Source organism: Paraburkholderia agricolaris (assembly GCF_009455635.1).
Taxonomy (GTDB): Bacteria; Pseudomonadota; Gammaproteobacteria; order Burkholderiales; family Burkholderiaceae; genus Paraburkholderia; species Paraburkholderia agricolaris.
The window spans coordinates 706,944-728,164 of sequence record NZ_QPER01000002.1 but is presented as its reverse complement, the minus strand read 5'-3'; the positions used below and the strand labels follow the sequence as shown (position 1 = coordinate 728,164).

Sequence of the window (21,221 nt, the reverse complement as noted above, 5' to 3'; positions counted from 1 at the left end):
ACACGATCACTTGCCATTGGCGTCGGTACGCTGCGCTCGCCCCCTCCGATAGCGCCACACCCCCACGCCGATCACACCTACGGCGATCAGCAACCCGATCAACGCCACCGGTTTCTTATTACGCCCTGCATCGCGCTTCACGTCGCGCCAGGCCTGCGTATAAGTGAACGTCGCCGCGGCCCGGAAATCCGGCGCCGGGCACAGCGTGCCGAACGGGCCGCCGAAATCCACGTAAGCCCCCTCTTTGACATAGCGCTGATAAAACGCGAGCGAGCGCGACGGATCGTCGTTGTGCGTCCAGTCCGTCCCACGGCAAAGCACGGCGGCGAATGCCTGCGAACGCGGCGGCAAGCCGTCCGCCGCTTTGGCGATGTAGTCGGCGGCGATGTCGCGGTAGTGAAAACGCACCAACGGTTTGCTCTCGCTGGCCGCGTAGCGGCGCTTCTCGTCAGCAGTCACGAACGGTCCGGCCAGATCCGCCTCCGCGCGCGCCGCCGGCGTATCCGGCGTATCCGGTGTCGCGGCCGCGCCGGCATCTGAAGTGCGATTCACTCGTGCACCGATCACACCTGAACGTCCCGATCCGCCCGCGAACGCACCGTCGACATCGCGATAGTCCGGTCCTTGCTCATAACCCATCAACTCCATGCCCTGCTGCTTCGCGAGCGTCGCCGCGTCGAACCAGCCATGCGCGCGGTTCGCACCCAGCCATGCATGCTGCGCCTCGTCCAGCGCGGCCGCATAGTCACGCGCGAGCTTGCGAAGCTGCAATTGCTTGCGGGTCGTCTGGCCGCCTTCCCAACTGAAGGTGCTGTAGCGCGGGTCGTTGTCGGCGGGAAAATACGGCAGCGCATCGTCAATCCGGCCATCGCGCACTAGACGGCGCGCGAGCAGATAACGCAATGAATCGGCGGTGGTCTGGGGCAACGCAGAGTAGGCATCCGCACTCGCATTGGACGCCGGCACAGGAGGCACCGCCGATGCCGGTACGCGCGAGTCGACGAAGTGCTTCAGTTCGTCCGTGGTGAGCACGCGCTCGGCGATATAGGCCATGTCGCTGCCGTAGGCGACTTCGGAGACGGAGTCGTCGTCCAGGCCCGTCTTGTCCTGTCGGGATGCCGCGTCGAACAGATAGCCGAGCGCCTCGATATATTGGCCGCGCGATAGCGTCAACACCGCTTGCTCGCCTTTAATCAACAGCGCACCGGCCGGTTCGACGCTCGAATCGGCGGTGGGAAATGCTTTGGAGGCCTGCGCATAGGCCTGCACGGCAGCCGCCGTATCGCCGCGGCGCAAGGCCAATTTCGCGCTCACCCAGCTAGCGAGCGCGCTATGTTCACGCGCCGCCAGCGCACCGGCGAAATCGTAGCGGCCGACACGATACGCCAGCGCGGCGAGGCGGTCGGCGCCCGCCACATGATCGATGCCCCGTTGCCGAATCGCCTCGACCAGCGACACCAACGCCGGGTTGGATCTGATGCCCTTGTCGCCGCGAGCGGCATCGGCATAGCCGGTCGGGCCGTAACTGTTGTCGTAGCCGCCGTAGTATTCGAACGCGCTCGCCGGTTGATCGTTGACGATGTCGCCTTCACGCGCGAGCGCATACGCAACCAGCAAACGTTGCGCGAGCGGATCGTCGATCAGTGACGCGACGCGCGCCTTCCGCTCCAGCGCCCACGCTGCGATAAAGCGCAGAGATTGCAGGCCGCTATTGCCACCGCGTGCAGCCTCCTGCGCGTACAGGTTGATCGCCTGCTTGAGATCCGCCGGCGCAATCGCCGCCGCGCACGGCGTGCTGTTCAGGAAGCTGCGGTAGTCGCATTGCTTGCCGGTTTGTTTGTCCTGCAGATAGGTGAGCGCTTCGTCGCCAAAACTGGCTACCGCCAGACCTTCGGGATCGGGGGCTCCGTTGGCTGCGAGCGTGCGCGGTTTCGCGTAAGCGGCCGGCAGTGCGGCCGTGAGGGCCGCGCACGCGTCGCCGCTCGTGCAGTCGTCCGCCCGTGCCTGGGCGATCGCCGCGAGTTCGGTTGCCGCGGCTACCGCACGTGGGGCGCCGGTTGCAGCAGGCAACGCGAGAACCGCATCGAGCCGGGTAGCCGCGCGGCTGAGTAGCGCTTCGCGTGCAGCGCAGGTGGACTGGGCGGCTGTGGTGTCTGCTGCATGGGTCGCGGGCGAAGCGCCGGATGCGCCTGCATCAGCGGCGGCTGGATTTGCGCTGGATGCGGGCGCATCCGGCGCCGCACTTGCCTCGCTCGTGCAGGCCGCCAGCGCGTGGCCGAAATCGACGTCCGCGGCTGCAAAGAGCCGTTGCGCCTCCGGCACGCTCGCTCCCATTGCGTAGGCGGTGTCGCCATCCGCGGCCTTGGCCATCGCGGCCAGCGTGGCGATCTGTTCGGGCGAGAGGCCCGCCGACATCGCTTTGGCAGGATCGACCGGTTGCTGCCCCGCCGGAACGTGTACGGCTTCAGGCGCGAACAGATGATCGGCAGGCGTCACGAGATGCGAAACCTCATACGCAAACGAATTGTTCGGCGTACCGGATAGCGTGCCCGCGCGATTGTCGAGCAATTGCAGCGGAAAAAACGGTCCGCACGCATGGACGATAACCGCGCCGACCAACAACGCAACCCCGCCACCGAGCGCAAGATATTTACGGTTCAACATGAACAGAGACCTTTTTGTTATCGACTTCGCCGCAGCGAAGCCAGCCGATATCGCGGCGCATACCCGCGCGCAGCAAACCGGGTTGAACGCGACGCAGCAGCATGCCGCGCGCGTCGTAGTCGAGGGCGTAGCCGTTGATACCATCGGCGGCTGCGCATGAGGCATCGGCGCGCACGGTCGCGGGCAACGGTGCGTCGGTGTTGCCGCCGCTGACGAGCGAGACGTCGAAGAGACCCGGCTGCTGCGCGCTTGGGCGCACGTCGGCGGCAATCGCGGACGTCAGCGGTGCGCGCGTGAGCACGGCACGCCAGGTGGCTAGACTCCATGCGCGTTCGTCCGCATCGGTGGGTAGACGGAACCAGACGATGCCCTTGAGTCCCGGCAACGCATCGCGTTCGATCCGCGCGACAAAAGCGCTGATGTGCTCGGGTTGCGCGACAAGTTCATGCACGACGCCCTGGGTCGAGCCGTTGGCGAGCAACATCGGCCGCTCGCTTTCGATGCCGGCCACGCGGCCGTCGTCGCCCCATGTCACGCGCGAGCCGTAAGTCGGCAACGCGACGCGCCACGGACGCCGGGTGCGTGGCGCGAATTCGCGCAGCCATGCGCGCGCTTGCGCCGGATCGAACAGCCCGCGCACCGGATTCATGACCGCGTGCACCTGCAGGATGGATTCGTCGGCTTGGGCCAGCAGCGCGTCGAGCGCGGGGCTGTCGAGCCAGGTGGGCAGCGCGGTGATCGTCAGTTTGACGGTGGGATCGAGTTGCGCGCGTAGAGCGGCAAGAAAGCGCGCATAGCCGGCGAGCCTGGACGTCGCGCAGTCGTGATCGATTTCAATCGCCGCGAGCGGGATGCCATGCTGCTTCCAGTCCGCCGCGAGCTTGACGATGCGCGCGACCGGCAACGTGTTCAGATCGTCGAGTTGGCCGTCGATCCGGACGACCGCGCTTACAGGCGCGTGGATTGCGGCGAGGATCGTCCAATCGGGCGAGACGACGGTCCAATCATCTTTGCTGTCTTTCTCCGCGGCCAGCACATGCCACGTCTGGACGAAAGCGCGGCTTTGTTCGAGCGCCGACGCAACGGCCGGCGCCCATTTACGCTGCCAGAGATAGGCGTCGTTCGGCAACGGTGCGGGCGGCTTGCTGCAAGCGCCGACGAACGTCAGCATCAGCGTCAACGCCAGCAGCGACACGGCGCAAGCGGCGAGCGCGCCACGCACTCGCCGCCGCCACGGCGCTGCACTGCCGTCATTCATAGTGCAAGGCTTTGGGCACGCGATAAGCGGTGCCGTCGTATTCGAGCGTCGTGGTAGTGCGCTTTAACGAACGATCGGTCGATACGCAGTCCTGGCTCGTCTGCTTGCTGACGGTTTCCTTCGCGGTTTCGCCGACGCGCAACGTCGCATAGCCCGCACTGTTGGCCGGACCGAGGGCGAGCGTGCGTGTGATCGCCGAGAACGTGCCGGCGCAATTGCCGTCCCATTCGCCGGTGTTGTTCTCGACGGCCAGATCGTCGACCACGCGGCGCAGCGTGTGGCCGTCCAGCACATACAGGCTCAACGCCTGAGCCTCGTACGGATTGACGCGCGACGCACCCTCGTAAGTCACGCGAACGCCGAATGCGCGCAATTGCGGGGTGAGTTGATAGCGGGCGGTGTCCAGGTCGATCTGACTGAAGCGGATCGCGTCCGAACTGATCGCAGCCGCTTCATAGGTATGCGCGATGATGGCACCCGACTTGCTGTCGGCGACCAGCACTTCGACGTCGTACTCGCCTTCGTCGTCGGTGTTGCCCGCTTTCGGCAGTGGCTGCACGGCCAGCGTCAGTGAAGGGTCAGCAGGCCAGACCTTGCACGCCGCGTGCTCGGTGTCGAGTTGCCGGCCGGGGTGCAAGGTTTTCATCCACGTGGACAGATGCGACTGGCAGTCGGCGGTGGCGTCAGTACCGGCGTGAGCGAACAGGGGCAGGCACAACAGGGCCGACGTGATGAGTTTTTTCATTTTCCCTTCGGGGTATCTTTGGCAATGCGATTTTTCCAATGCGTGGTGCATTGGCGGATTCGGCCAGTCCGGCGGATTTTATGGTGCGCGCCGTTCGTTGTAAAACGATGACGCGAAAACGATGCCACGCTGTCAATATCCTGTTGACTCGGCCCCAAGGGCCAACCTCATGATGCGAGTGGTCAGCAAACACAGAGGTGACTCATGCGTTGTTCCACCCCCTATCTGAATGCGTCCGAAGCGGCGCGGCGGCTCGGTGTCTCGACCAAGGCCTTGCGGCTCTATGAGCAGCGCGGCCTGGTGACGCCGTCACGCACGCTCGCCGGGTATCGCACGTATGGTCCCGCCGAGATGGCGCGTGCAGCGGAAATCGTGTCCCTGCGAGCGCTTGGCCTTAGCCTCGCCCAGGTGACCCAGGTGCTGGAAGGCGACCCGCGAAGCCTGGAGCCCGCCTTGGCCACGCACGAAGCGAAGCTCGAGGCCGGCATTCGTCAGCTCGTGGATACGATCGCCAAGGTCAGGGGGCTTCGGGCAGGTCTCGCCAAGGGTCAGGCGCCGGCCGATGGAGAACTGGCGCGTCTGCTCAATCCTGGCGCGGAATTCGGCACAGCCTTCGATCTCCCCTGGCCGTGGGGTGGCGAACGGTTCGAACTTCGCGAGATCCGGCCGCTGAACTACATCATCGGCCCGTTGGGAAGCGGCAAGACGCGGCTGGCGAGCTGCCTGGCGGAGAAGCTGCCGAATGCCGCCTTCCTCGGCCTCGACCGGATACACGATGGCCATGCTGCGACCGTAGCGCGTCTGGAAACGGATGCCGCGCTCAAATCGCGCGTGGATCGGACGCTGGCGTGGCTCGTCGACGAAGGTGCGTCTGAATCGGAAGCACTCATCGCCCTGCTCGCCGGACTGGAATCCGAAGGGCCTGCCGTGCTTGTGGTCGACATGGTGGAGCAAGGGCTGGATCAGGCCACGCAGGAGGCGTTAATCGCCTGTCTGCGTCAACTCGCCAAAGCAGGCGGCCGCCCGCTATTTCTGATGACGCGCTCTTCGGCGATCCTGGATCTGACTGCAATCGGCCCGGATGAATCGATTATTCTGTGCCCGGCCAATCACAGCCCGCCCACGCTCGTCGCCCCTTATCCAGGCACGCCGGGATACGAGGCCGTTGCAACCTGTTTAGCGTCACCGGAAGTTCGCGCTCGCACGGCGGGGATGATCGCCTGGCGGCCTCAAGCAGCGTGATGCTTCAGGCATGCTTCAGGCGTTCGTCGCAGGGCTCCGGAAGCGGACTAACCGGATCAGTCCCCCGCCGCCTCCGGCTCATGCGACGACAACCGCGCCTTCGCGTGCCGCATCTTTTCGAGGGTTTTCGGCCGCGCCTTCAACGCGACGCCGATCGCCAGCGCATCCATGATGCACAGATGCACCAGCCGCGACACGCCTGGCGTATTCGGATCGATCGGACTCGGCACGCGCAGCAGCAACGGAATATCCACCAGCCACGCCAGCCGCGAGCCGACATTAGTCAGCGCAATCGTGGTCGCGCCACGCTCCTTGGCGATCTGAATGCTTTCGTTCACTTCGACGCTGCGGCCCGAGTGTGAAATCGCAAACGCCACATCGCCCGGCTCCATCAGACCCGCGTAGAGACGTTGCAAATGACCGTCGGTAAACGCGGTAGCCGCGATATCCAGCCGCAAGAACCTCAACGCCGCATCTTGCGCGACAAGTCCCGACCCCGAACCCACGCCGAAGAAGAACACCCGCCCCGCGCTCGACAACGCCGCAACCGCGCTCTCGAACACGGCCGGGTCCAGTGCACCACACGCATGGGTAATCCCGTCGACGGCGGCTTCACCTACTTTGTCCATCAACGTGCGCACATCGTCGTCACGCGCCACCGCGGTCGACGCATACGGCACCCCGCCCGCCACGCTTTGCGCCAATTGCATCTTGAAGTCACGCAGGCCATGCGCGCCGATCGCGCGGCAGAAGCGCGTGACGGAAGGCTCGGACACGTCCGCGCGCTGCGCAAGCTCGGTGATGCTCGCGCGCATCGCAAAGTCGACGTCGCTCAGCACCATGTCGGCAACTTTGCGCTCGGCGGGCCGCAAATTGGCCAGTGCGCCGCGGATGTGGGGAATCAAGTTCGGTGCGGACACCCGGTGTTCCTTAAGGGTTAAATGAATCCGCGTCGCGTCGCAGCTTCAATCCTTCAATCAGCTTGAATCGACTTCAAGCGGCAACACGCGGTTCAGACCAGCCTGCGTCCACTCTCCGTATCGAACAGATGAATATGGCCGGCCGGCAGACGCAGCGTGACCCGCTGGCCGGGCTCGACTTTCGAGCGCTGGCGAGTCGTCACGCACCACGTGCTGCCGCCTATTTTCCCGTACAAGTGGGTTTCGGCGCCAGTCGGCTCGACCACTTCGACTTCCATCGTGGCGTCCGGCTTGTCAGCCATGGTTTCGATATGTTCGGGACGGATACCGAGTGTGACCTTCGCGCCGGGCGCCGCCGACGCCGGCGCGCCTTCCAGCACGATCTCGCCACCGTCGCTGAGTTTCAACGCCAGGCCGTGCCCTTCCGTCCGATTGACCAGCACCCCTTCCGCGAAATTCATCGACGGCGAGCCGAGAAAACTCGCCACGAAGAGGTTTGCCGGATGATCGTACAGTTCCAGCGGACGACCGATCTGCTCGATCCGTCCCGCGTTCATCACGACGATGCGGTCGGCCATCGTCATCGCTTCGATCTGATCGTGCGTGACGTAGATCACCGTATTCTTCAGACGCTGATGCAGCGCCTTGATCTCCGTGCGCATCTGCACGCGCAGTTTGGCGTCGAGATTGGACAGCGGTTCGTCGAATAGAAATAACGACGGCTCGCGCACCACTGCACGGCCCATCGCCACCCGCTGACGTTGGCCACCCGACAGCGCGCGCGGCAAGCGATCCAGATAACCGCCAAGGTTCAGCATCTTCGCGGCGGCTTCGATCCGCGGCTTGAAACTCGCGGACGATTCCTTGCGAATCCGCGGCCCGAACGCGATGTTTTCGTAGACCGACAGATGCGGATAGAGCGCGTAGCTCTGGAACACCATCGAGATATTGCGCTGCTGCGGGGCAAGCGTATTCGCGCGCGTGCCGCCGATCATCAGATCGCCGCCGCTGATTTCCTCGAGCCCCGCGACCATCCGCATCAAGGTGCTCTTGCCGCAACCCGACGGGCCGACCAGCACGACGAACTCGCCGTCATCGATGTCGAGATCGATGCCGTGCACCACTTGCGTGTCGCCGTAGCGTTTGAAGATGCCGCTCAGTTGCACTGCTGCCATGCTGTCCTCATCGTCTTACTGCATCGTCTTGCTGCCGTGCCGTCTTGCGTGTTCGGGCAAAGGAGCACGGCGCGCTATCGGGTATGGGGTATCGGGTCACCACCATTCAAACCAGTTCAAAGCGATTCCAGCGTCAGCTCTTCCGCCATCAGGCGATTGCCGGCCATCAGCCCGCCGTCGACCGGCAACGCGACGCCGGTAATCACGCGCGCCATCGGCGAGGCGAGGAACATCACCGCGTCGGCGATATCGTCGGGCGTCGCGAAGTCGCGCAACGGGTACCACTTCTTCAGATCCTCGAAGACCTGCGGATTCTTGTCGACGCGTGCCTGCCACGCTTGCGTCTTTACCGTCCCTGGACAGACGATGTTCGCGCGAATCCCATAGCGGCCCAGCTCGATCGCCAGCGCTTTCGTGTAGCTGATGAGCCCGGCCTTCGCCGCGCTATACGCCGGATGCCCGAGCGCGGCCATGCCGTTCACCGAGCCGATCAACACCAGTGCGCCCTTCTGCCGTTCGATCATCGACGCACGCACTGCTTCCACCGTGTGATACGTGCCGTTCAGATTCAGATGGATGTCGCGCTGCCAACTGGCGGCATCGGTGGTGGCGAGCGTCATTCCTTTGGCGGCGCCCGCGTTGGCAACCAGCACGTCCACCGGACCGCGCGTTTTCACTGCGTCGGCAACGGCTTGCTGCACTGCGGCAGCATCGCCCAGGTCGACCGCGACCGGCGTGACGTGTGCCTCGCCGAGTTGCGCCACTAGCGCACTGAGCGCGGCCGCGTCGATATCGAGCGCCAGCACCGTGTCGCCCTGCTCCACGAAACGCTTGCACAACACGCTGCCAATCCCGCCGCAAGCGCCCGTCACCAACACCACACGATTCATGTCCGCCCTCGCTCCTAACCGCATCGCACCGTCATTCTGGCGTGTAAGTTTCCTACAAACCCGACGCTGCGCACTTGTCTAGTCATCCCGAAGATTGGGTATCCGTGACTTCGCGTTACGCAGAATACCCCTGCTTTACAGCATCTTATGCACAAAACCCGCCGAGAAAAAATATGGCAGACCCTACGTGACAAGCTATTTTGCGTCATGTAGGATTTTTTCAAACAATTTAACCAACGCGGCCGGCGACGGCAGCAGACCACCCCCCCACCATCATCGGATGGGACCGGACTACGCGCTAAAACGCTAACTCCGATCGACACAGGAGAGAGAGAAATGTCGTTGCATGCCCGTGCTTCACTCGCGCTCGGCAAAGTTGCCGTAGCGCTCGCGTTTGCAGGTATCGCCGTCGCGGCGCACGCCGACACGGTTCGCGTGACGGTCGCGCATTACAGCGATGCGACCGCGCCGTACTTCGAAAAGATGGCCCGTAACTTCGAGAAGGCCAATCCCGGCACAACGATCAAGATCGAAGACGTGAACTGGGACACGCTGCAACAGAAACTGCAAACGGACATCTCCGGCGGCGCCAACGCCGACCTGGCGATCGTCGGCACGCGCTGGCTGCTCGACTTCGTGAAGGACGACGTGGCCGAGCCGCTCGACGGCTACATGGACGCGAGCTTCAAGAACCGCTTCATTGGCCCGTTCCTCGCACCGGGTGAGATCAACGGCAAGGTGTACGGCCTGCCGATCGCCGCTTCCGCACGCGGGCTCTACTACAACAAGGATCTGCTCGCGAAGGTCGGCTATCCTGACGGCCCGAAAACGTGGAATGACGTGATCGATGCGTCGAAGAAACTGAAGGCACAGGGCATTGCCGGCTTCGGTCTGCAAGGCAAGGAAATCGAAACCGACGTCTACTATTACTACGCGCTGTGGACCAATGGCGGCGACGTAGTGGGCAAGGACGGCAAGGCGGCGTTCAATTCGCCGGCCGGCATCAAGGCCGCTACGCTCTACAAGACAATGATCGACGAGGGCCTGACGCAGCCTGGCGTGACCGGCTACAGCCGTGAAGACGTGCAGAACCTGTTCAAGCAAGGCCGCGTGGCGATGATGATTTCCGCCCCGTTCCTCGCCAAGCAGATCAAGAAGGAAGCGCCGAATCTGAAGTACGGTATCGATCCGATCCCGATGGGCACGACGCACGCCACCTACGCGGTGACCGACTCGATCGTGATGTTCAAGAACTCGAAGGTGAAGAAGTCGGCCTGGAAGTTCCTCGACTATCTGTTCACGAAGGAACCGCGCGTCGAGTTCACGACGACCGAAGGCTTCCTGCCGACCACCAAGGCTGAGGCGACCGATCCGGCGTTCAACGATCCGGATACCAAAGCTTTCGTCGCGCTGCTGCCGACGGCTCACTTCGCGCCGACCGTGACCGGTTGGGAAGACACTGCGAAGGCTGTGACCGATGCAATGCAATCGATCTACCTGGGCAAGGCAAAGCCTGCTGACGCGTTGAATGCCGCGGCCGCGCAAGCGAACAAGTCGCTCGGTAAGTGACACACGTAGTCATGAGGTGATCTGCTGAACACGGAACGCGCGCCGCCGTTGCCAAGGCGGTGCGCGTTTCGGTTGTCATGGATGTAATGCACTATCCGGCCCATCCCGTCGCGCCTCTTTTCTAATGGGGACGCGTCTTACGATCGAGCACGCATGAGCCGTTCCGCTTCTTCGCGCCTGCAGGCGCCCTGGTTACTGATTGCGCCGAGTCTGGTGTTGGCGCTTTTCATCATCAGCTATCCAATTTTCAACATCGTGTGGCAATCGCTGCACGAGGTCTCGCGCTTCGGCGCGATCCGCGATTTCACCGGTCTTCAGAACTTCATTACGATTTTCACCGACCCCGCGTTTCTCGCTGCCGCCAAGCGGACGATTGTCTGGACTGTGTGCGTGGTGGGCGGCACGGTGCTGATTTCGGTGCCGGTTGCGCTGATCCTGAATCAGGATTTCTATGGACGTGGCGTGGCCCGCACGATTGTGATGCTGCCGTGGTCCGTCTCGCTGACGATGACCGCCGTGGTGTGGCGCTGGGCCTTCAACGATGATTACGGCATGGTCAATGTCACGTTGCAGCGGCTTGGGTTGATCAACGGTCCGATTCATTGGCTCGCTACGCCGGAGCTCGCGTTTCCGGTTGAGATCGCGGTGGGTATTCTCGTGTCGATTCCCTTTACGGTGACGATTCTGCTGGGCGGCTTGTCGTCGGTGCCGGGTGACATTTACGAAGCAGCGCGCATGGATGGCGCCAGTGCGTGGCAGCAGTTTCGCAAGCTGACGATGCCGCTCTTGCGGCCGTTCATCAACATGACGATTCTGTTGAACGTGATCTACGTGTTCAATTCTTTCCCGATCATCTGGGTGATGACGCAAGGCGGGCCGGATAACGGCACGCATATTCTCGTTACGTATCTCTATGAGCTTGGGTTCCGGCTGGGACGTCCCGGCGAAGCTGCGGCGGTGTCGCTGATCATGCTCGTCATGCTGTTCGTTTTCTCGATGATCTATCTGCGCCTGCAGCCCGCGAAAGAAGGAGAGACGTCATGAGTCTCAGCGTCAAGATGAAGCGCTCGCTGTGGTGCTGGTTGGCACTTTCGCCGCTGATTGTGGCGGTGTTGTTTCCGTTTGCTGTGATGCTGTTTACTGCTTTGAAGCCGGCTACGGAGATTTTTGTTTATCCGGCGAGATGGTTGCCGGTGCATTGGCAGTGGAGCAACTTTTCGGATATGTGGGTTGCGGCTAACTTTGGCGTGGCGCTGAGGAATAGCTGCGTGATCAGCTTTTTGTCGACTGCTCTGGCGTTGGCGGTGAGCTTGCCGGCGGCTTATGCGTTGGCGCGGTTTCCGTTTCGTGGGAAGGGGTTTTATTCGCAGTTTCTTTTAGTGACGCAGATGCTGTCGCCGATCCTGCTGGTTGTTGGGTTGTTCCGGTTGGCGGCGATGATTCCTTATGGGGATGGGAATCTGGTTGACTCCAAGATTGGCGTCATCGTTTCTTATGCGGCGTTTAATATTGCGTTCGCGGTTTGGATGCTGTCTTCGTACTTTCAGACTGTGCCGAGGGATTTGGAGGAGTCGGCGTGGTTGGAGGGGTGTGGGAGGACTAGGGCTGTTTTTAAGGTGTTTTTGCCGTTGGCTGTGCCGGCAATTGTCGTTACCGCGATCTTTACTTTTATTAATGCGTGGAATGAGTTTGCGGTGGTTTATACGTTGATTCGGTCGCCGGAGAATAAGACTTTAACCGTTCAAGTGACTGACATGGTCGCTGGGAAGTATGTTGTGGAGTGGCATCTGGTGATGGCCGCTACTCTTTGTGCGACGCTGCCCGTTTCTGTTGTGTTTGCCTGGTTGCAGAGGTTTTTGGTTAAGGGGCTGGCGTTGGGGGCGGTGAAGTGAGGGATGGAGAAGTGAGGGGCGTGGAAGAAGGCAGAAGCAGTTCCGCCCGGTGCAGGTAGGGCTATCGGCCCGGCCACAGCTTGCGCTCTACGCCAACTACACTTGCCCGCGGACAGCAGCACATGACTTGACAGACAGCCGCGAAGCGCTGCCCCAGAACCACGGGTTTTAGATCTAACCAACCCGGGAAAATCATTCCCACGGTCCGGCGCAAGGATATCTGCGCCGATCGATTACCCATTAATACTGCTCAACAATGCTGACTAACACTCTCAACCGACGCGAGTCACACATTTCGCCATTGGTCCACGTCCTTCATTAACGATGTTGAAACTTACCTTCGCACCTTCAAAGATATCGGATTCCTCTCGGACATCCTTGAAATAGAAAAATACGTCCTTGCCCTTTTCACGGGTTATGAATCCAAAGCCCTTGAAAGCATAGTAGGCCTTGATTGTGCCGTAATTGAGTTCGCTAGATTGACTCGTCATATATCATTTCGCTTCGAGTTTTAGTCGGCGGACATTTCTTCAGCTTGGCGCGCAGCGCATGCGCCAACATCGGCTCAGTCCTAGAAACGATGTTAATACGGTGCTTCGCCTTATGGTATCCAAGCGAGTATGCGTATTTTTCCCGATCACGGTGTGAAGTGCGACAGAGCATATCGACGATCTTTTTTGTCTTGGTGAGCTCGGCCTTGTCATAAACAGGGACAATCCCTTGCAAGATCGTTCTCATGCGAGTTGCGTCACCATATTTCAAGTATTTCAACATCGCGACCTTGCCCGATGCACTCGCATGTTCGACGTGATAGGTCAACGAGGAGTTGTCGCTCATGGCCGTCTTTTGACATTGATACACGGCGGATCGAATTGACCTGCGCTGTTTCGGATTTACCCGTGGCGTTCCGCGATTGAGCCAAAGACCAGTAACCTCCATAAGCGACTCGGGATTTGATCGCGAAGTAATCCTGGTCTTCGCCGCTCTCAGCTTGAGTCCCTTCTTCTTGACCATACTCGAGACTTTTTTGATTACATCTTCAACTTTCTCTGGACTCAGCGGCTTTAGCGACGAAACGCAAATATCATCAAGTAAACGAGTGTAAACGTAATTCCGGTTGTGGAAATCCTGAGCTATGTGGTACTCGACGTCATGCAAGACGAGATTCGCAATGTGCGAACTCGTACACGCACCCTGCGGCACCTTTCCTTCGTAAGTCGTTAACCGAGCGAGGATATCTGCAACTTCTTTAGGAAATTTGAAAAGATGCTGGAAGATACTAACTACTTGCTTCATTTCGATAGAAGGATAGAAATCCTTCACGTCAAGCGCAATCAATACTTCAGCGCGTTGATGCACCGAAGCGTTTTTCACGTAGTCTCTGTTTTCTACGCCGCCATACAGGTATGCCGGATAAGCGACGTGACTGAAAATCTCACGATTGATTCGCTTTTGCAGCGTCTTGAGGTGCAAGCTCGGAATAAGCAGTGCTCGACGCTTCCCGTTGTCCTTGGGGATTTCGAAGGGCGTATAGTGCCGGTCAAGGTTTGCAGCCAAATGCTTTAGCGCCGACTCCGAAATTCGAAGCGCAGCGCAGAGCGCATTCACGGAACCGATCGGTTTCTTTTTATAAAATGGACGCATTGCGCTGATAAAAAAGGTAGGTACCTACTTTACGTGAGATGGTGCAGCTTATCCCACGGCAAAGATTCTAGCAGCCACCAAAGCTTACTAATAAGCATGGCGACGCTGAGCAGACGGTTAGCGCTGGTCACATAGTCGTTTTGCTCTCGCTTAACGATATGGGCCTTCCGGGCAGTGCGAACACGGCCGGTCATTGAGTTCGGTTTTGTCTTTGTGGACATCATCATTTTCCTTTTCGGTTGTGCCGCTGGCCACAATGGCCGACGACTGCTCATCACCGAAAGGAAAAACGGGAAATAACAACCAACCGCTGCTCAGGTACCTACGCATTTTGCTCATCAACCGTACCGCGCCTATCCCGCGAATCCCGTGCCCATGCGATCGATCTCGCACGGCCGCATTCCCGAGCAACGCCACGGTCATGTCCTGAAGATAATGCCAACAGAACGTCTCATGCGAGACCTAGATTTTCCCGTTCGAAACTCAACAATTACCAAAGGCATTCAGCCCAAGCAGTACGCTTGGTTGAACAGACAATATCTTAATAAATCGGAAAAAACAACCCCTTGCCTGCAAGGGCAGCAAAAAAGTCCGTTAGTGGTTTACCGTATTGTCGAATGCCTTAGATCAACGCGGCGACTGAACACCCAGCCGAGCCGCCACTACCCCCCCTAATAAAATGATCCCGGCAGACGCGATTGGGCTATAGACCCCATCAAGTTCAACCGGACATACACGCAGCGTCCAACGACAGTACCTGTAGCGCACAGTCGCGAATTTGACAAAAATTAGCGGCACTTCAGTGCCTCGCAGTTTTCATCTACCGGCTTGTGGTTTTTAGAAACTATAACCGGCGAACAACCGATGTCGCTTCGTGTATGCGGCCCTCGGAAGATGTCTGCGAGTGCCGGCCAACGGCGTGCAAGCCATGCCGCAAGATGCGCGGAGGCGCACATCAATGACTATCTCCGACCGACCATTGGAGCGATCCAACGGAACAAATTGAACCTCGCGCCGGGGCCTTTGGCGCACCGCGCTGCGGCTTTGCGTTGGCTTTCTTCCCCCGCAAAGACGGCCATCGAGTCGGAAACGACGAAATGAACTAGCGCCGCCTGTCTCTCCCGCGTTGCGACCCATACAGTTAAGTGTGCCGCTTGCGCACACAAAATTCGGGCCAACGCCCCCCTACGCGACGATCTAACTCCATTTTACTTGACGCCTGCTTCGCACTTATGACCTCGGTATGTGCGGCGTGATAATTTCGTTTATCGTCTCGGGTATAGCTGCACCCCATACTGAAAAGCAGCAGAGAGCATGCGTGCCGTTGTTGTGTCCTCTGTCATACCGATGACCATATCCAATTGGCCAAACGCAAACACTTAGCCCGCCTGGTTGATCGCTGCACCGCTCCCATGACTTATAATCAACAAGCCATCGGGAAACACCCGGCGGCCAGGTTTGGAAGCCTGCATGTAATGCCCGCACACCCGCTCAGGCGGGTCGTGCGTCTATCCCTGCACGTCTATATTTCTATGGGCGGGCTGTGGTGGGGGAGCCGCAAGGCTCGCCGGCTTGGCATTACACCGGTCTTCCAATCCCGCTACGTGCCCGCTCACCCCTTCCCCAAGCAAGCGAGTGTCGGGCGATCCAGGAAGTACCAGGGAGGTCGCACCATGAGCAGCAAACCTACAAAACAATCTCAACCCGCTTCACGCCCGCCTGTCGACGCGCTCCAGTACGAAAAGCTTGCGCTCTCCACCTTCGATCTATGCAACCGGCAGTTGAGCCAGCTCAACACATTGATCACACTTGGGTCCTCAATATGTAGGAATCCTGCCATCACGAGTGACGAAAGACGACGTCAGCAGACCATGCTTGAATTGCTCGTCGACACAGCAGAGCAATATCAGCGGGAGCTGGAGTGTAACCGAGAGCTGTATCAGGTGATCGCACTCGATGCGAAAGGCATCCCTCAAAGCCGCATCACCGCGAACCGTGCAATGCGCCTTCTCGCAGAGGCATCACAAATAGCGACGAAAGAAACGCCAGCGGCCACAAAGCCGAACCGGAGCAAGCCAACGTCAGCCAAACCCACTACGAGCGCATAAACGGACGCAGCGGCCCAACCATCGGCTCCCGCACAGCACTAACCATCAAGAAGGCGAGCAACTTCAGTTGATCAGATTTGCAGGATGCCTGCCCTCCGTCACGAGCATGTGCGAGCGCCACAAACAGGCGTGGGCAGGCATCCAACAAACCTAAACGAAGTCAGCCTAATACGAGCTCCGCTGATCGGCGATTTTTGTCCGGTCTAGAATCGTTCCGGTCCAAGTACGAGCCGGTCGAATCCCACGGAGAGCCGAGTGACGGTCATCGCGCAAGTTTCAGATATTCATGTCCGTCCTCACGGCACCCTGTATCAAGACGCCGTGGACTCGAATGCAATGTTTTCGGCAGCCGTCGATTCGCTGAACCGCATCCAACCCGAGCCAGACCTGGTCGTCATCTCTGGCGACCTGACGGACTACGGTACCGAGGATGAGTATCAAAAGCTTCGCGAATTACTTGTCGGGCTGAGACGACCGTTCGTGGTCTTGCCGGGTAATCACGACGACCGTGGCAATCTACGGGCCGCGTTTCCGGATCACGCGTGGCTTCCGAACAAGGGCGCACTCTCGTTCGCGCTAGACGTGGGCGCACTACGCCTCGTGGCGTTGGACACTTCCGTTCCTGGACTGCATCACGGTGAACTGGACGCCAAAACCTTGACCTGGCTCGACACCGAACTCACTGAGCATCGAGATCGGACTGTGGTCATCGTCATGCACCACCCACCGTTCATGACGGGCATCCCTTATCTGGACATCTACGGGTTGCGAAATGCGGATGCATTCGCAACGGTTCTTGCACGCCACAACAACGTCGATCGAATTCTCGCCGGACACGTCCATCGGTCGATGCAGACGCGTCTCGGACGCGTTCCCGTCCTCACGTGCCCGAGCACGACCACACAGATCGCGCTGCGCGTCGAAGCGGACGCGCAGCCCGCTTCTTTTCTCGAACCACCCGCATACATGCTGCATCGCTGGACAGGTCGAGGTCAGCCGGCGGTCTCCCACTTGTGTTACGTCGAACGTTTCGAAGGTCCACTCCCCTTCGCGTAAGTTTCGCCGTCAAGTACACAGCGGCCGATAGACGCACGAGTCATTAGCAATATTGCTCGGCTGGCCTTTGGTCCACGGGACAGGATCGCATCGAAACTTGCGACCACGATTCATCAATCGAATTTGACCAGGTCCTTAAAGATCAGTTGACCCCACCTATCTCCCAGTCCCTGCACAAGCAGTCCACCTTCCGACAGGCCGCCAAGTTTGATCGGCGCAAAACCGAGATTTTCCGCAAGCGCACCAATCTCCTCTGCGGCGCCATCATCGTCACTCGCCAGGAACACGACTCTCCTGCCACCGTGTACGCCCGGGTCCTGTTCAAGGACGCGAGCACCCAAATGATTGAAGCCCTTGACCAGCCTGCTCCCCGCGAAGGTCTGCGCGACGGCCCTGGAAGAAGGTTGTCCACCCACTTCCTCAGGGGGCACGCCGTAGGCATTGGTGACATCGACGATAGTCTTCCCCTGCCAGGTGGACAGCGCCTTCGCGACATCCGGGTGCGACCTGTAACCGACGGCCAAAAAGACGATGTCCGCCTTGACCGCTTCCGCCAGTTTTTTGGGAATGATCTCGGGTCCGATAGCGGCCGCAGCGGATGCAAAGCTTTCCGGGTCGCGAGTGGTAGCAACGGATACTTCAATGCCTTTTCGTGCAAACGCCTTGGCCAGCGCCTGGCCGATCTTGCCGAAGCCAATAATTGCGTAGCTCATATAGTTTCCTTGGTGTGCGACGCCCTACCGGCTCCGAATATCGAACGGAGTGACCGGCGGGCGTAGCGTGTCAGAGTTGCGCAAGGCCGCCGTCGACGGCAACCTCGCTTGCGGTCATGAAGCTGCTGTCCGGCGATGCAAGAAAGGCGGCCGCCGCTGCGATCTCTGCCGGATCGGCCATGCGTAGGAGCGGAGTCATCGCGCCATAGGCTTTCTGGCCCTCTTCGCCCAGCGACCTCTTCGCCAGTTCGGTCGCCGTCGCCCCGGGCGAGAGCACATTGACCCGGATGCCCGTGCCCTTCAGGTCATGCGCCCATGACCGCGCGAGGTTGCGCACCGCTGCCTTGCTCGCGCTATAGGCAGTGAATCCCGGGGCGCCCGTGGTCCCGGCGCTCGATCCGGTCAGGATGATCGAACCGCCCGCGCTCATCAGCGGCAGCGCCTTCTGGACCGTAAAGATCGTGCCCTTCACATTGGTGTCGAAGGTTTCGTCAATGTGCTCGGCGGTGATCTGCCCGAGCGGAAGCGGGCTTCCCGCCCCGGCGTTGGCGAAGACGATGTCGAGAGTGCCGCGCTCGGCCTTCACCGCCGCGTAGAGTCGGTCGAGATCGGCCAGATCGGAGACCGAACCCTTCACCGCGCGGGCATTGGGCCCGAGGTCGGCGACAGCGGCGTCGAGTGCGTCCTGCCGGCGGCCGAAAATGAAGACGAAAGCGCCTTCCTCGATGAAGCGCTTTGCTGCGGCGCGGCCGATGCCGGTAGCGCCACCGGTGATCACTGCGGTCTTTCCATTCAGTCTTTGCATGTCATTCGTCCTTCGAAACAGAAGCGGGAAAGACAATTCTGGCCCTCTTGATCCATGAAGCCAATTGACCGAATATCTATGGATCCCATCTATTTTTTAGATATATGCTCGACAACGTCACCATCAATCAACTTCGGGCCTTCGTGGCCGTGTGTGACCAGGGAAGCTTTTCGGGGGCTGCGCGGGAACTGAGGCGCGCACAGTCGGCGATTAGTCACGCGATCAGCGCGCTCGAGAGTGCCTTTGATGTGTTGCTGTTCGAACGCAACGCCCGCAAAGCCACGCTTACAGCAGCGGGCCGTAGCCTCCTGCCTGATGCTCGTGGGGTGATCTCACGCACCGAGGAAATGAAGATGCGCGCGGTTGCGATTGCTGAAGCCGGGGTGCCACAGGTTTCGATTGCAGTGGATACCTATTTTCCGCGCGCGCATCTGATTGAATGCCTGCGCAGGCTGCAGTCGGACTTTCCAACCGTTGCAATCAATCTGCGCATGACGACCATGCAAGGCGGCGAGCGCCTGGTTCTCGAAGGAACGTGCGCACTGGCGGTGACGATCACCGACGTGCCGGAGCTGAGCCCGGCCACCATAGAAAGGCAGCATTTATGTGAAGCGCAAATGGTGACCGTCTGTGCGCCATCGCATCCTCTGGCCGCTATCGCGGGGCCGATCCCGCGGGAGGAATTTGGCCGGCACATCCAGCTCGTCGTCACCGACAATCAGCCCGATGCGGAAAAGACTCAACACGGGGTCGCCAGTGAACGCCAGTGGCTGGTCAACGACCTCGGCGCGAAGCACGATTTGCTAAGGGGTGGTTTGTGTTGGGGGCACATGCCGCATCATGTGGTTGCGCACGATCTCGCGGACGGAACACTTATCGAACTCCAACGGCGCGCCTGGCATATGCGCGCCCTCACCTTCATGATCTCGCAGCGGCGTGGGTACTCGTTTTCCGAATGCGAGACGCGGCTGGTTGCGCTGCTCGGTAATCGTCATCGCTTTTCAAAGGGTGCCGGCAAGCGCTCTGTCTCACGCGCGGGGCTTCAGCGCTAAAAGCCGGCCTCCACTAGATCGCGTTACAGGTAAATTGCGATTGCGGATCGTTCAGTAGTTGCAGCGGTGCCGTCATGACAGATACCCACGTCGAACCACCGGTCCCTGGGCGGATATTGTTCACGGAAGGCGTGGCCGTGAGTGTATTTCCGTCTCCATCCTGATACTGCACGTATGTGCTGCAGTTAATCGCAACATTTCCCGTGTTATTGACATTGAGGACGTAGGTATCGCCCGCGGCGCTCATAGAGCCCGAGGAGGAGAAGGACACCTGCGAGGCAGGCTTACCCGCCACGGAAGCGGGGGGATTAGCCTGAGAAGGTAGGGATGTTGCTCCTCCGGTGTTGCCTCCGGAAGCCACTGTGGTTGTAGTGCCGCCGCCTGGCTTCGATGTGCTGCCGCCCGAGTTGCCCTTGCTCAAGGTCGCAGGCACCGCGACGGGTTTCGCAGTACCCCCGGTGCTGACGGCAGCGGTTGATTTTTGCTGTGCTGCGAGTTGGGCTGCGCGCTGCTGTGCCGCCAACTGCGCGGCTTGCTGCTGCGCGGCTTGCTGCTGGGCTGCTTGCTGCTGGGCTGCTTGTTGTGCAGCACGCTGTTGCGCCGCTAGCTGCCGTTGCTGTGCCGCCAGATTGTTGGCCGACCGTTGAGCGTTGGCTGCATTGCTTGCACCTGCCACCGCTGACAAAGCCTCGGCAATGCCACTCCACATAGAAGCAGAGGATTCCTGCTGTTCGTTGGCGTAAGCGACGGTATATTTGTATAAGTCTTCGATATCTTCATCGTTAACCTTAACAATTCGACACTCGTGCTGAACTTTAGCGTCAGGGGCCATTAAAGAACCCATCAAACCAGTGCAGCCATTCATCGCTTGCGTTTTGGCAGAATCCTCCGTAGCTCCGCTGCTCGAGATTGTCGTTATGCTCTTGCCGCCATGCTGCAGCTGAATCTGTCCGAAAGCCATGGCCTTATTTTTGGGAGCTGAATTATATTCCGCCGTGCGCTTCTGATAATAATCGTCAGTCATCCACTGATTGCCGGCCGCGCAGCCAGAAATCAGCACAAGGCAAAGTATACTTGCGAATAGTTTCATTTGCCCCTCACAAGGTTTTCCTTCATTTCATTTCGATAGCGGTCGGCAAAATTTAATAATCAGCGCAATCGCAACCCGCACATCATTTGAAACGGCAGATTTTAATTAAATTATTTTCCATAAGAATCCCACCCAGATTCCCAAATATGAGAGTGCTCACATAAGCATGTAATGGCACCTTCCATTTTCTTTCGCCATTACCCTCCGTGATTGTTTTGAAAACGGTTGAGCAGATTCTTGCGCGCCCGGCAGTGCGATGTCATGCCTCATTTGGGGTAGAGGGCTGCCGCCTATGTGCGCCAGCGCACATTGCATTTTTCTATCTTTTTGCGCGCCGCATAGTCGATCAAGGCTTGAAGAATGTCGAGGCTCGCAGCCATTGCCGAATCGAGTCACGT

The 21,221-nt window shown here is 59.8% G+C and carries 18 protein-coding genes; 7 read left to right on the top strand and 11 right to left on the bottom strand.

Translation table 11 applies throughout. The features are described 5' to 3' along the window. Positions 1-6: 6 nt before the first annotated feature. From GH665_RS24755 to GH665_RS24745, 3 genes are read right to left on the bottom strand one after another with little or no spacing between them, the layout of a single operon-like run. The gene (locus GH665_RS24755; RefSeq protein ID WP_153139810.1) at positions 7-2,664 is read right to left on the bottom strand and encodes a hypothetical protein; all 2,658 of its coding nucleotides are present in this window, start codon (positions 2,662-2,664) and stop codon (positions 7-9) included. Next, a complete protein-coding gene (locus GH665_RS24750; RefSeq protein WP_246216361.1) occupies positions 2,651-3,922 on the bottom strand; it encodes a DUF3142 domain-containing protein in 1,272 nt (423 codons plus the stop codon). The genes GH665_RS24755 and GH665_RS24750 overlap by 14 nt, the downstream gene beginning before the upstream one ends. Further along, positions 3,915-4,667 carry a PA3715 family protein gene (locus GH665_RS24745; protein ID WP_153139808.1) on the bottom strand — a complete coding sequence of 251 codons (753 nt, stop codon included), beginning with the start codon at positions 4,665-4,667 and terminating at the stop codon, positions 3,915-3,917. Before GH665_RS24745 ends, GH665_RS24750 begins: the two co-directional genes overlap by 8 nt. Positions 4,668-4,871: 204 nt before the next feature. Here GH665_RS24745 and GH665_RS24740 point away from each other — a divergent pair, with 204 nt between their 5' ends. Continuing rightward, a complete protein-coding gene (locus tag GH665_RS24740) occupies positions 4,872-5,909 on the top strand; it encodes a MerR family transcriptional regulator (RefSeq protein WP_153139806.1) in 1,038 nt (345 codons plus the stop codon). Positions 5,910-5,965: 56 nt separating this feature from the next. On the opposite strand, the gene GH665_RS24735 is transcribed toward GH665_RS24740, so the two are convergent. The 3 genes from GH665_RS24735 to GH665_RS24725 form a co-directional block, all read right to left on the bottom strand. Continuing rightward, complete coding sequence (locus GH665_RS24735) at positions 5,966-6,829, bottom strand: MurR/RpiR family transcriptional regulator (RefSeq protein WP_153139804.1); 864 nt, start codon at positions 6,827-6,829, stop codon at positions 5,966-5,968. Positions 6,830-6,921: 92 nt separating this feature from the next. Next, positions 6,922-8,004, bottom strand: coding sequence for an ABC transporter ATP-binding protein (locus GH665_RS24730; RefSeq protein ID WP_153139802.1), 1,083 nt, complete (start codon positions 8,002-8,004; stop codon positions 6,922-6,924). A gap of 116 nt (positions 8,005-8,120) precedes the next feature. Continuing rightward, positions 8,121-8,894 carry an SDR family oxidoreductase gene (locus GH665_RS24725; RefSeq protein ID WP_153139800.1) on the bottom strand — a complete coding sequence of 258 codons (774 nt, stop codon included), beginning with the start codon at positions 8,892-8,894 and terminating at the stop codon, positions 8,121-8,123. 336 nt (positions 8,895-9,230) lie between these two features. Here GH665_RS24725 and GH665_RS24720 point away from each other — a divergent pair, with 336 nt between their 5' ends. From GH665_RS24720 to GH665_RS24710, 3 genes are all read left to right on the top strand, one after another. Next, on the top strand, positions 9,231-10,463 hold the full coding sequence (locus tag GH665_RS24720) for an ABC transporter substrate-binding protein (protein WP_153139798.1): 1,233 nt from the start codon (positions 9,231-9,233) through the stop codon (positions 10,461-10,463). Between the two features lie 153 nt (positions 10,464-10,616). After that, positions 10,617-11,507 (top strand): carbohydrate ABC transporter permease, encoded by an 891-nt coding sequence (locus GH665_RS24715; RefSeq protein ID WP_144194281.1) that lies wholly within the window; start codon positions 10,617-10,619, stop codon positions 11,505-11,507. Next, a complete protein-coding gene (locus GH665_RS24710) occupies positions 11,504-12,355 on the top strand; it encodes a carbohydrate ABC transporter permease (RefSeq protein WP_153139796.1) in 852 nt (283 codons plus the stop codon). The genes GH665_RS24715 and GH665_RS24710 overlap by 4 nt, the downstream gene beginning before the upstream one ends. Positions 12,356-12,627: 272 nt before the next feature. Here GH665_RS24710 and GH665_RS24705 read toward each other — a convergent pair whose 3' ends face one another. Continuing rightward, on the bottom strand, positions 12,628-12,846 hold the full coding sequence (locus tag GH665_RS24705; protein ID WP_153139794.1) for a retron Se72 family effector protein: 219 nt from the start codon (positions 12,844-12,846) through the stop codon (positions 12,628-12,630). Further along, positions 12,830-13,963, bottom strand: a complete 1,134-nt coding sequence (locus tag GH665_RS24700) for a reverse transcriptase family protein (protein ID WP_167531001.1) — start codon at positions 13,961-13,963, stop codon at positions 12,830-12,832. Before GH665_RS24700 ends, GH665_RS24705 begins: the two co-directional genes overlap by 17 nt. A 1,709-nt stretch (positions 13,964-15,672) precedes the next feature. Between GH665_RS24700 and GH665_RS24695 the strand changes: the two genes are divergently transcribed. Continuing rightward, a complete protein-coding gene (locus GH665_RS24695; RefSeq protein ID WP_153139790.1) occupies positions 15,673-16,107 on the top strand; it encodes a hypothetical protein in 435 nt (144 codons plus the stop codon). Positions 16,108-16,362: 255 nt separating this feature from the next. Continuing rightward, complete coding sequence (locus GH665_RS24690; protein ID WP_153139788.1) at positions 16,363-17,163, top strand: phosphodiesterase; 801 nt, start codon at positions 16,363-16,365, stop codon at positions 17,161-17,163. Between the two features lie 113 nt (positions 17,164-17,276). Here the strand turns inward: GH665_RS24690 and GH665_RS24685 are convergent, their stop codons facing one another. Together GH665_RS24685 and GH665_RS24680 are read right to left on the bottom strand one after the other, a co-directional pair. Beyond that, positions 17,277-17,876 carry an NADPH-dependent F420 reductase gene (locus GH665_RS24685; RefSeq protein WP_153139786.1) on the bottom strand — a complete coding sequence of 200 codons (600 nt, stop codon included), beginning with the start codon at positions 17,874-17,876 and terminating at the stop codon, positions 17,277-17,279. Between the two features lie 70 nt (positions 17,877-17,946). Beyond that, complete coding sequence (locus tag GH665_RS24680) at positions 17,947-18,681, bottom strand: SDR family NAD(P)-dependent oxidoreductase (protein ID WP_153139784.1); 735 nt, start codon at positions 18,679-18,681, stop codon at positions 17,947-17,949. A 104-nt stretch (positions 18,682-18,785) separates the two neighbouring features. Here GH665_RS24680 and GH665_RS24675 point away from each other — a divergent pair, with 104 nt between their 5' ends. Continuing rightward, the gene (locus GH665_RS24675; RefSeq protein WP_153139782.1) at positions 18,786-19,733 is read left to right on the top strand and encodes a LysR family transcriptional regulator; all 948 of its coding nucleotides are present in this window, start codon (positions 18,786-18,788) and stop codon (positions 19,731-19,733) included. 13 nt (positions 19,734-19,746) lie between these two features. On the opposite strand, the gene GH665_RS24670 is transcribed toward GH665_RS24675, so the two are convergent. Then, positions 19,747-20,823: a hypothetical protein gene (locus GH665_RS24670; protein WP_153139780.1), complete on the bottom strand. Its 1,077-nt coding sequence runs from the start codon at positions 20,821-20,823 to the stop codon at positions 19,747-19,749. Between the last annotated feature and the right edge of the window lie 398 nt (positions 20,824-21,221).

What these genes read in the sequence shown, in the direction of transcription:
- GH665_RS24710 (WP_153139796.1), top strand. Translation starts at nt 11,504, where the DNA reads ATGAGTCTCAGCGTCAAGATGAAGCGCTCGCTGTGGTGCTGGTTGGCA.
- GH665_RS24695 (WP_153139790.1), top strand. Translation starts at nt 15,673, where the DNA reads ATGAGCAGCAAACCTACAAAACAATCTCAACCCGCTTCACGCCCGCCT.
- GH665_RS24680 (WP_153139784.1), bottom strand. Translation starts at nt 18,681, where the DNA reads ATGCAAAGACTGAATGGAAAGACCGCAGTGATCACCGGTGGCGCTACC.
- GH665_RS24685 (WP_153139786.1), bottom strand. Translation starts at nt 17,876, where the DNA reads ATGAGCTACGCAATTATTGGCTTCGGCAAGATCGGCCAGGCGCTGGCC.
- GH665_RS24675 (WP_153139782.1), top strand. Translation starts at nt 18,786, where the DNA reads ATGCTCGACAACGTCACCATCAATCAACTTCGGGCCTTCGTGGCCGTG.
- GH665_RS24750 (WP_246216361.1), bottom strand. Translation starts at nt 3,922, where the DNA reads ATGAATGACGGCAGTGCAGCGCCGTGGCGGCGGCGAGTGCGTGGCGCG.
- GH665_RS24755 (WP_153139810.1), bottom strand. Translation starts at nt 2,664, where the DNA reads ATGTTGAACCGTAAATATCTTGCGCTCGGTGGCGGGGTTGCGTTGTTG.
- GH665_RS24705 (WP_153139794.1), bottom strand. Translation starts at nt 12,846, where the DNA reads ATGACGAGTCAATCTAGCGAACTCAATTACGGCACAATCAAGGCCTAC.
- GH665_RS24730 (WP_153139802.1), bottom strand. Translation starts at nt 8,004, where the DNA reads ATGGCAGCAGTGCAACTGAGCGGCATCTTCAAACGCTACGGCGACACG.
- GH665_RS24715 (WP_144194281.1), top strand. Translation starts at nt 10,617, where the DNA reads ATGAGCCGTTCCGCTTCTTCGCGCCTGCAGGCGCCCTGGTTACTGATT.
- GH665_RS24670 (WP_153139780.1), bottom strand. Translation starts at nt 20,823, where the DNA reads ATGAAACTATTCGCAAGTATACTTTGCCTTGTGCTGATTTCTGGCTGC.
- GH665_RS24740 (WP_153139806.1), top strand. Translation starts at nt 4,872, where the DNA reads ATGCGTTGTTCCACCCCCTATCTGAATGCGTCCGAAGCGGCGCGGCGG.
- GH665_RS24745 (WP_153139808.1), bottom strand. Translation starts at nt 4,667, where the DNA reads ATGAAAAAACTCATCACGTCGGCCCTGTTGTGCCTGCCCCTGTTCGCT.
- GH665_RS24725 (WP_153139800.1), bottom strand. Translation starts at nt 8,894, where the DNA reads ATGAATCGTGTGGTGTTGGTGACGGGCGCTTGCGGCGGGATTGGCAGC.
- GH665_RS24720 (WP_153139798.1), top strand. Translation starts at nt 9,231, where the DNA reads ATGTCGTTGCATGCCCGTGCTTCACTCGCGCTCGGCAAAGTTGCCGTA.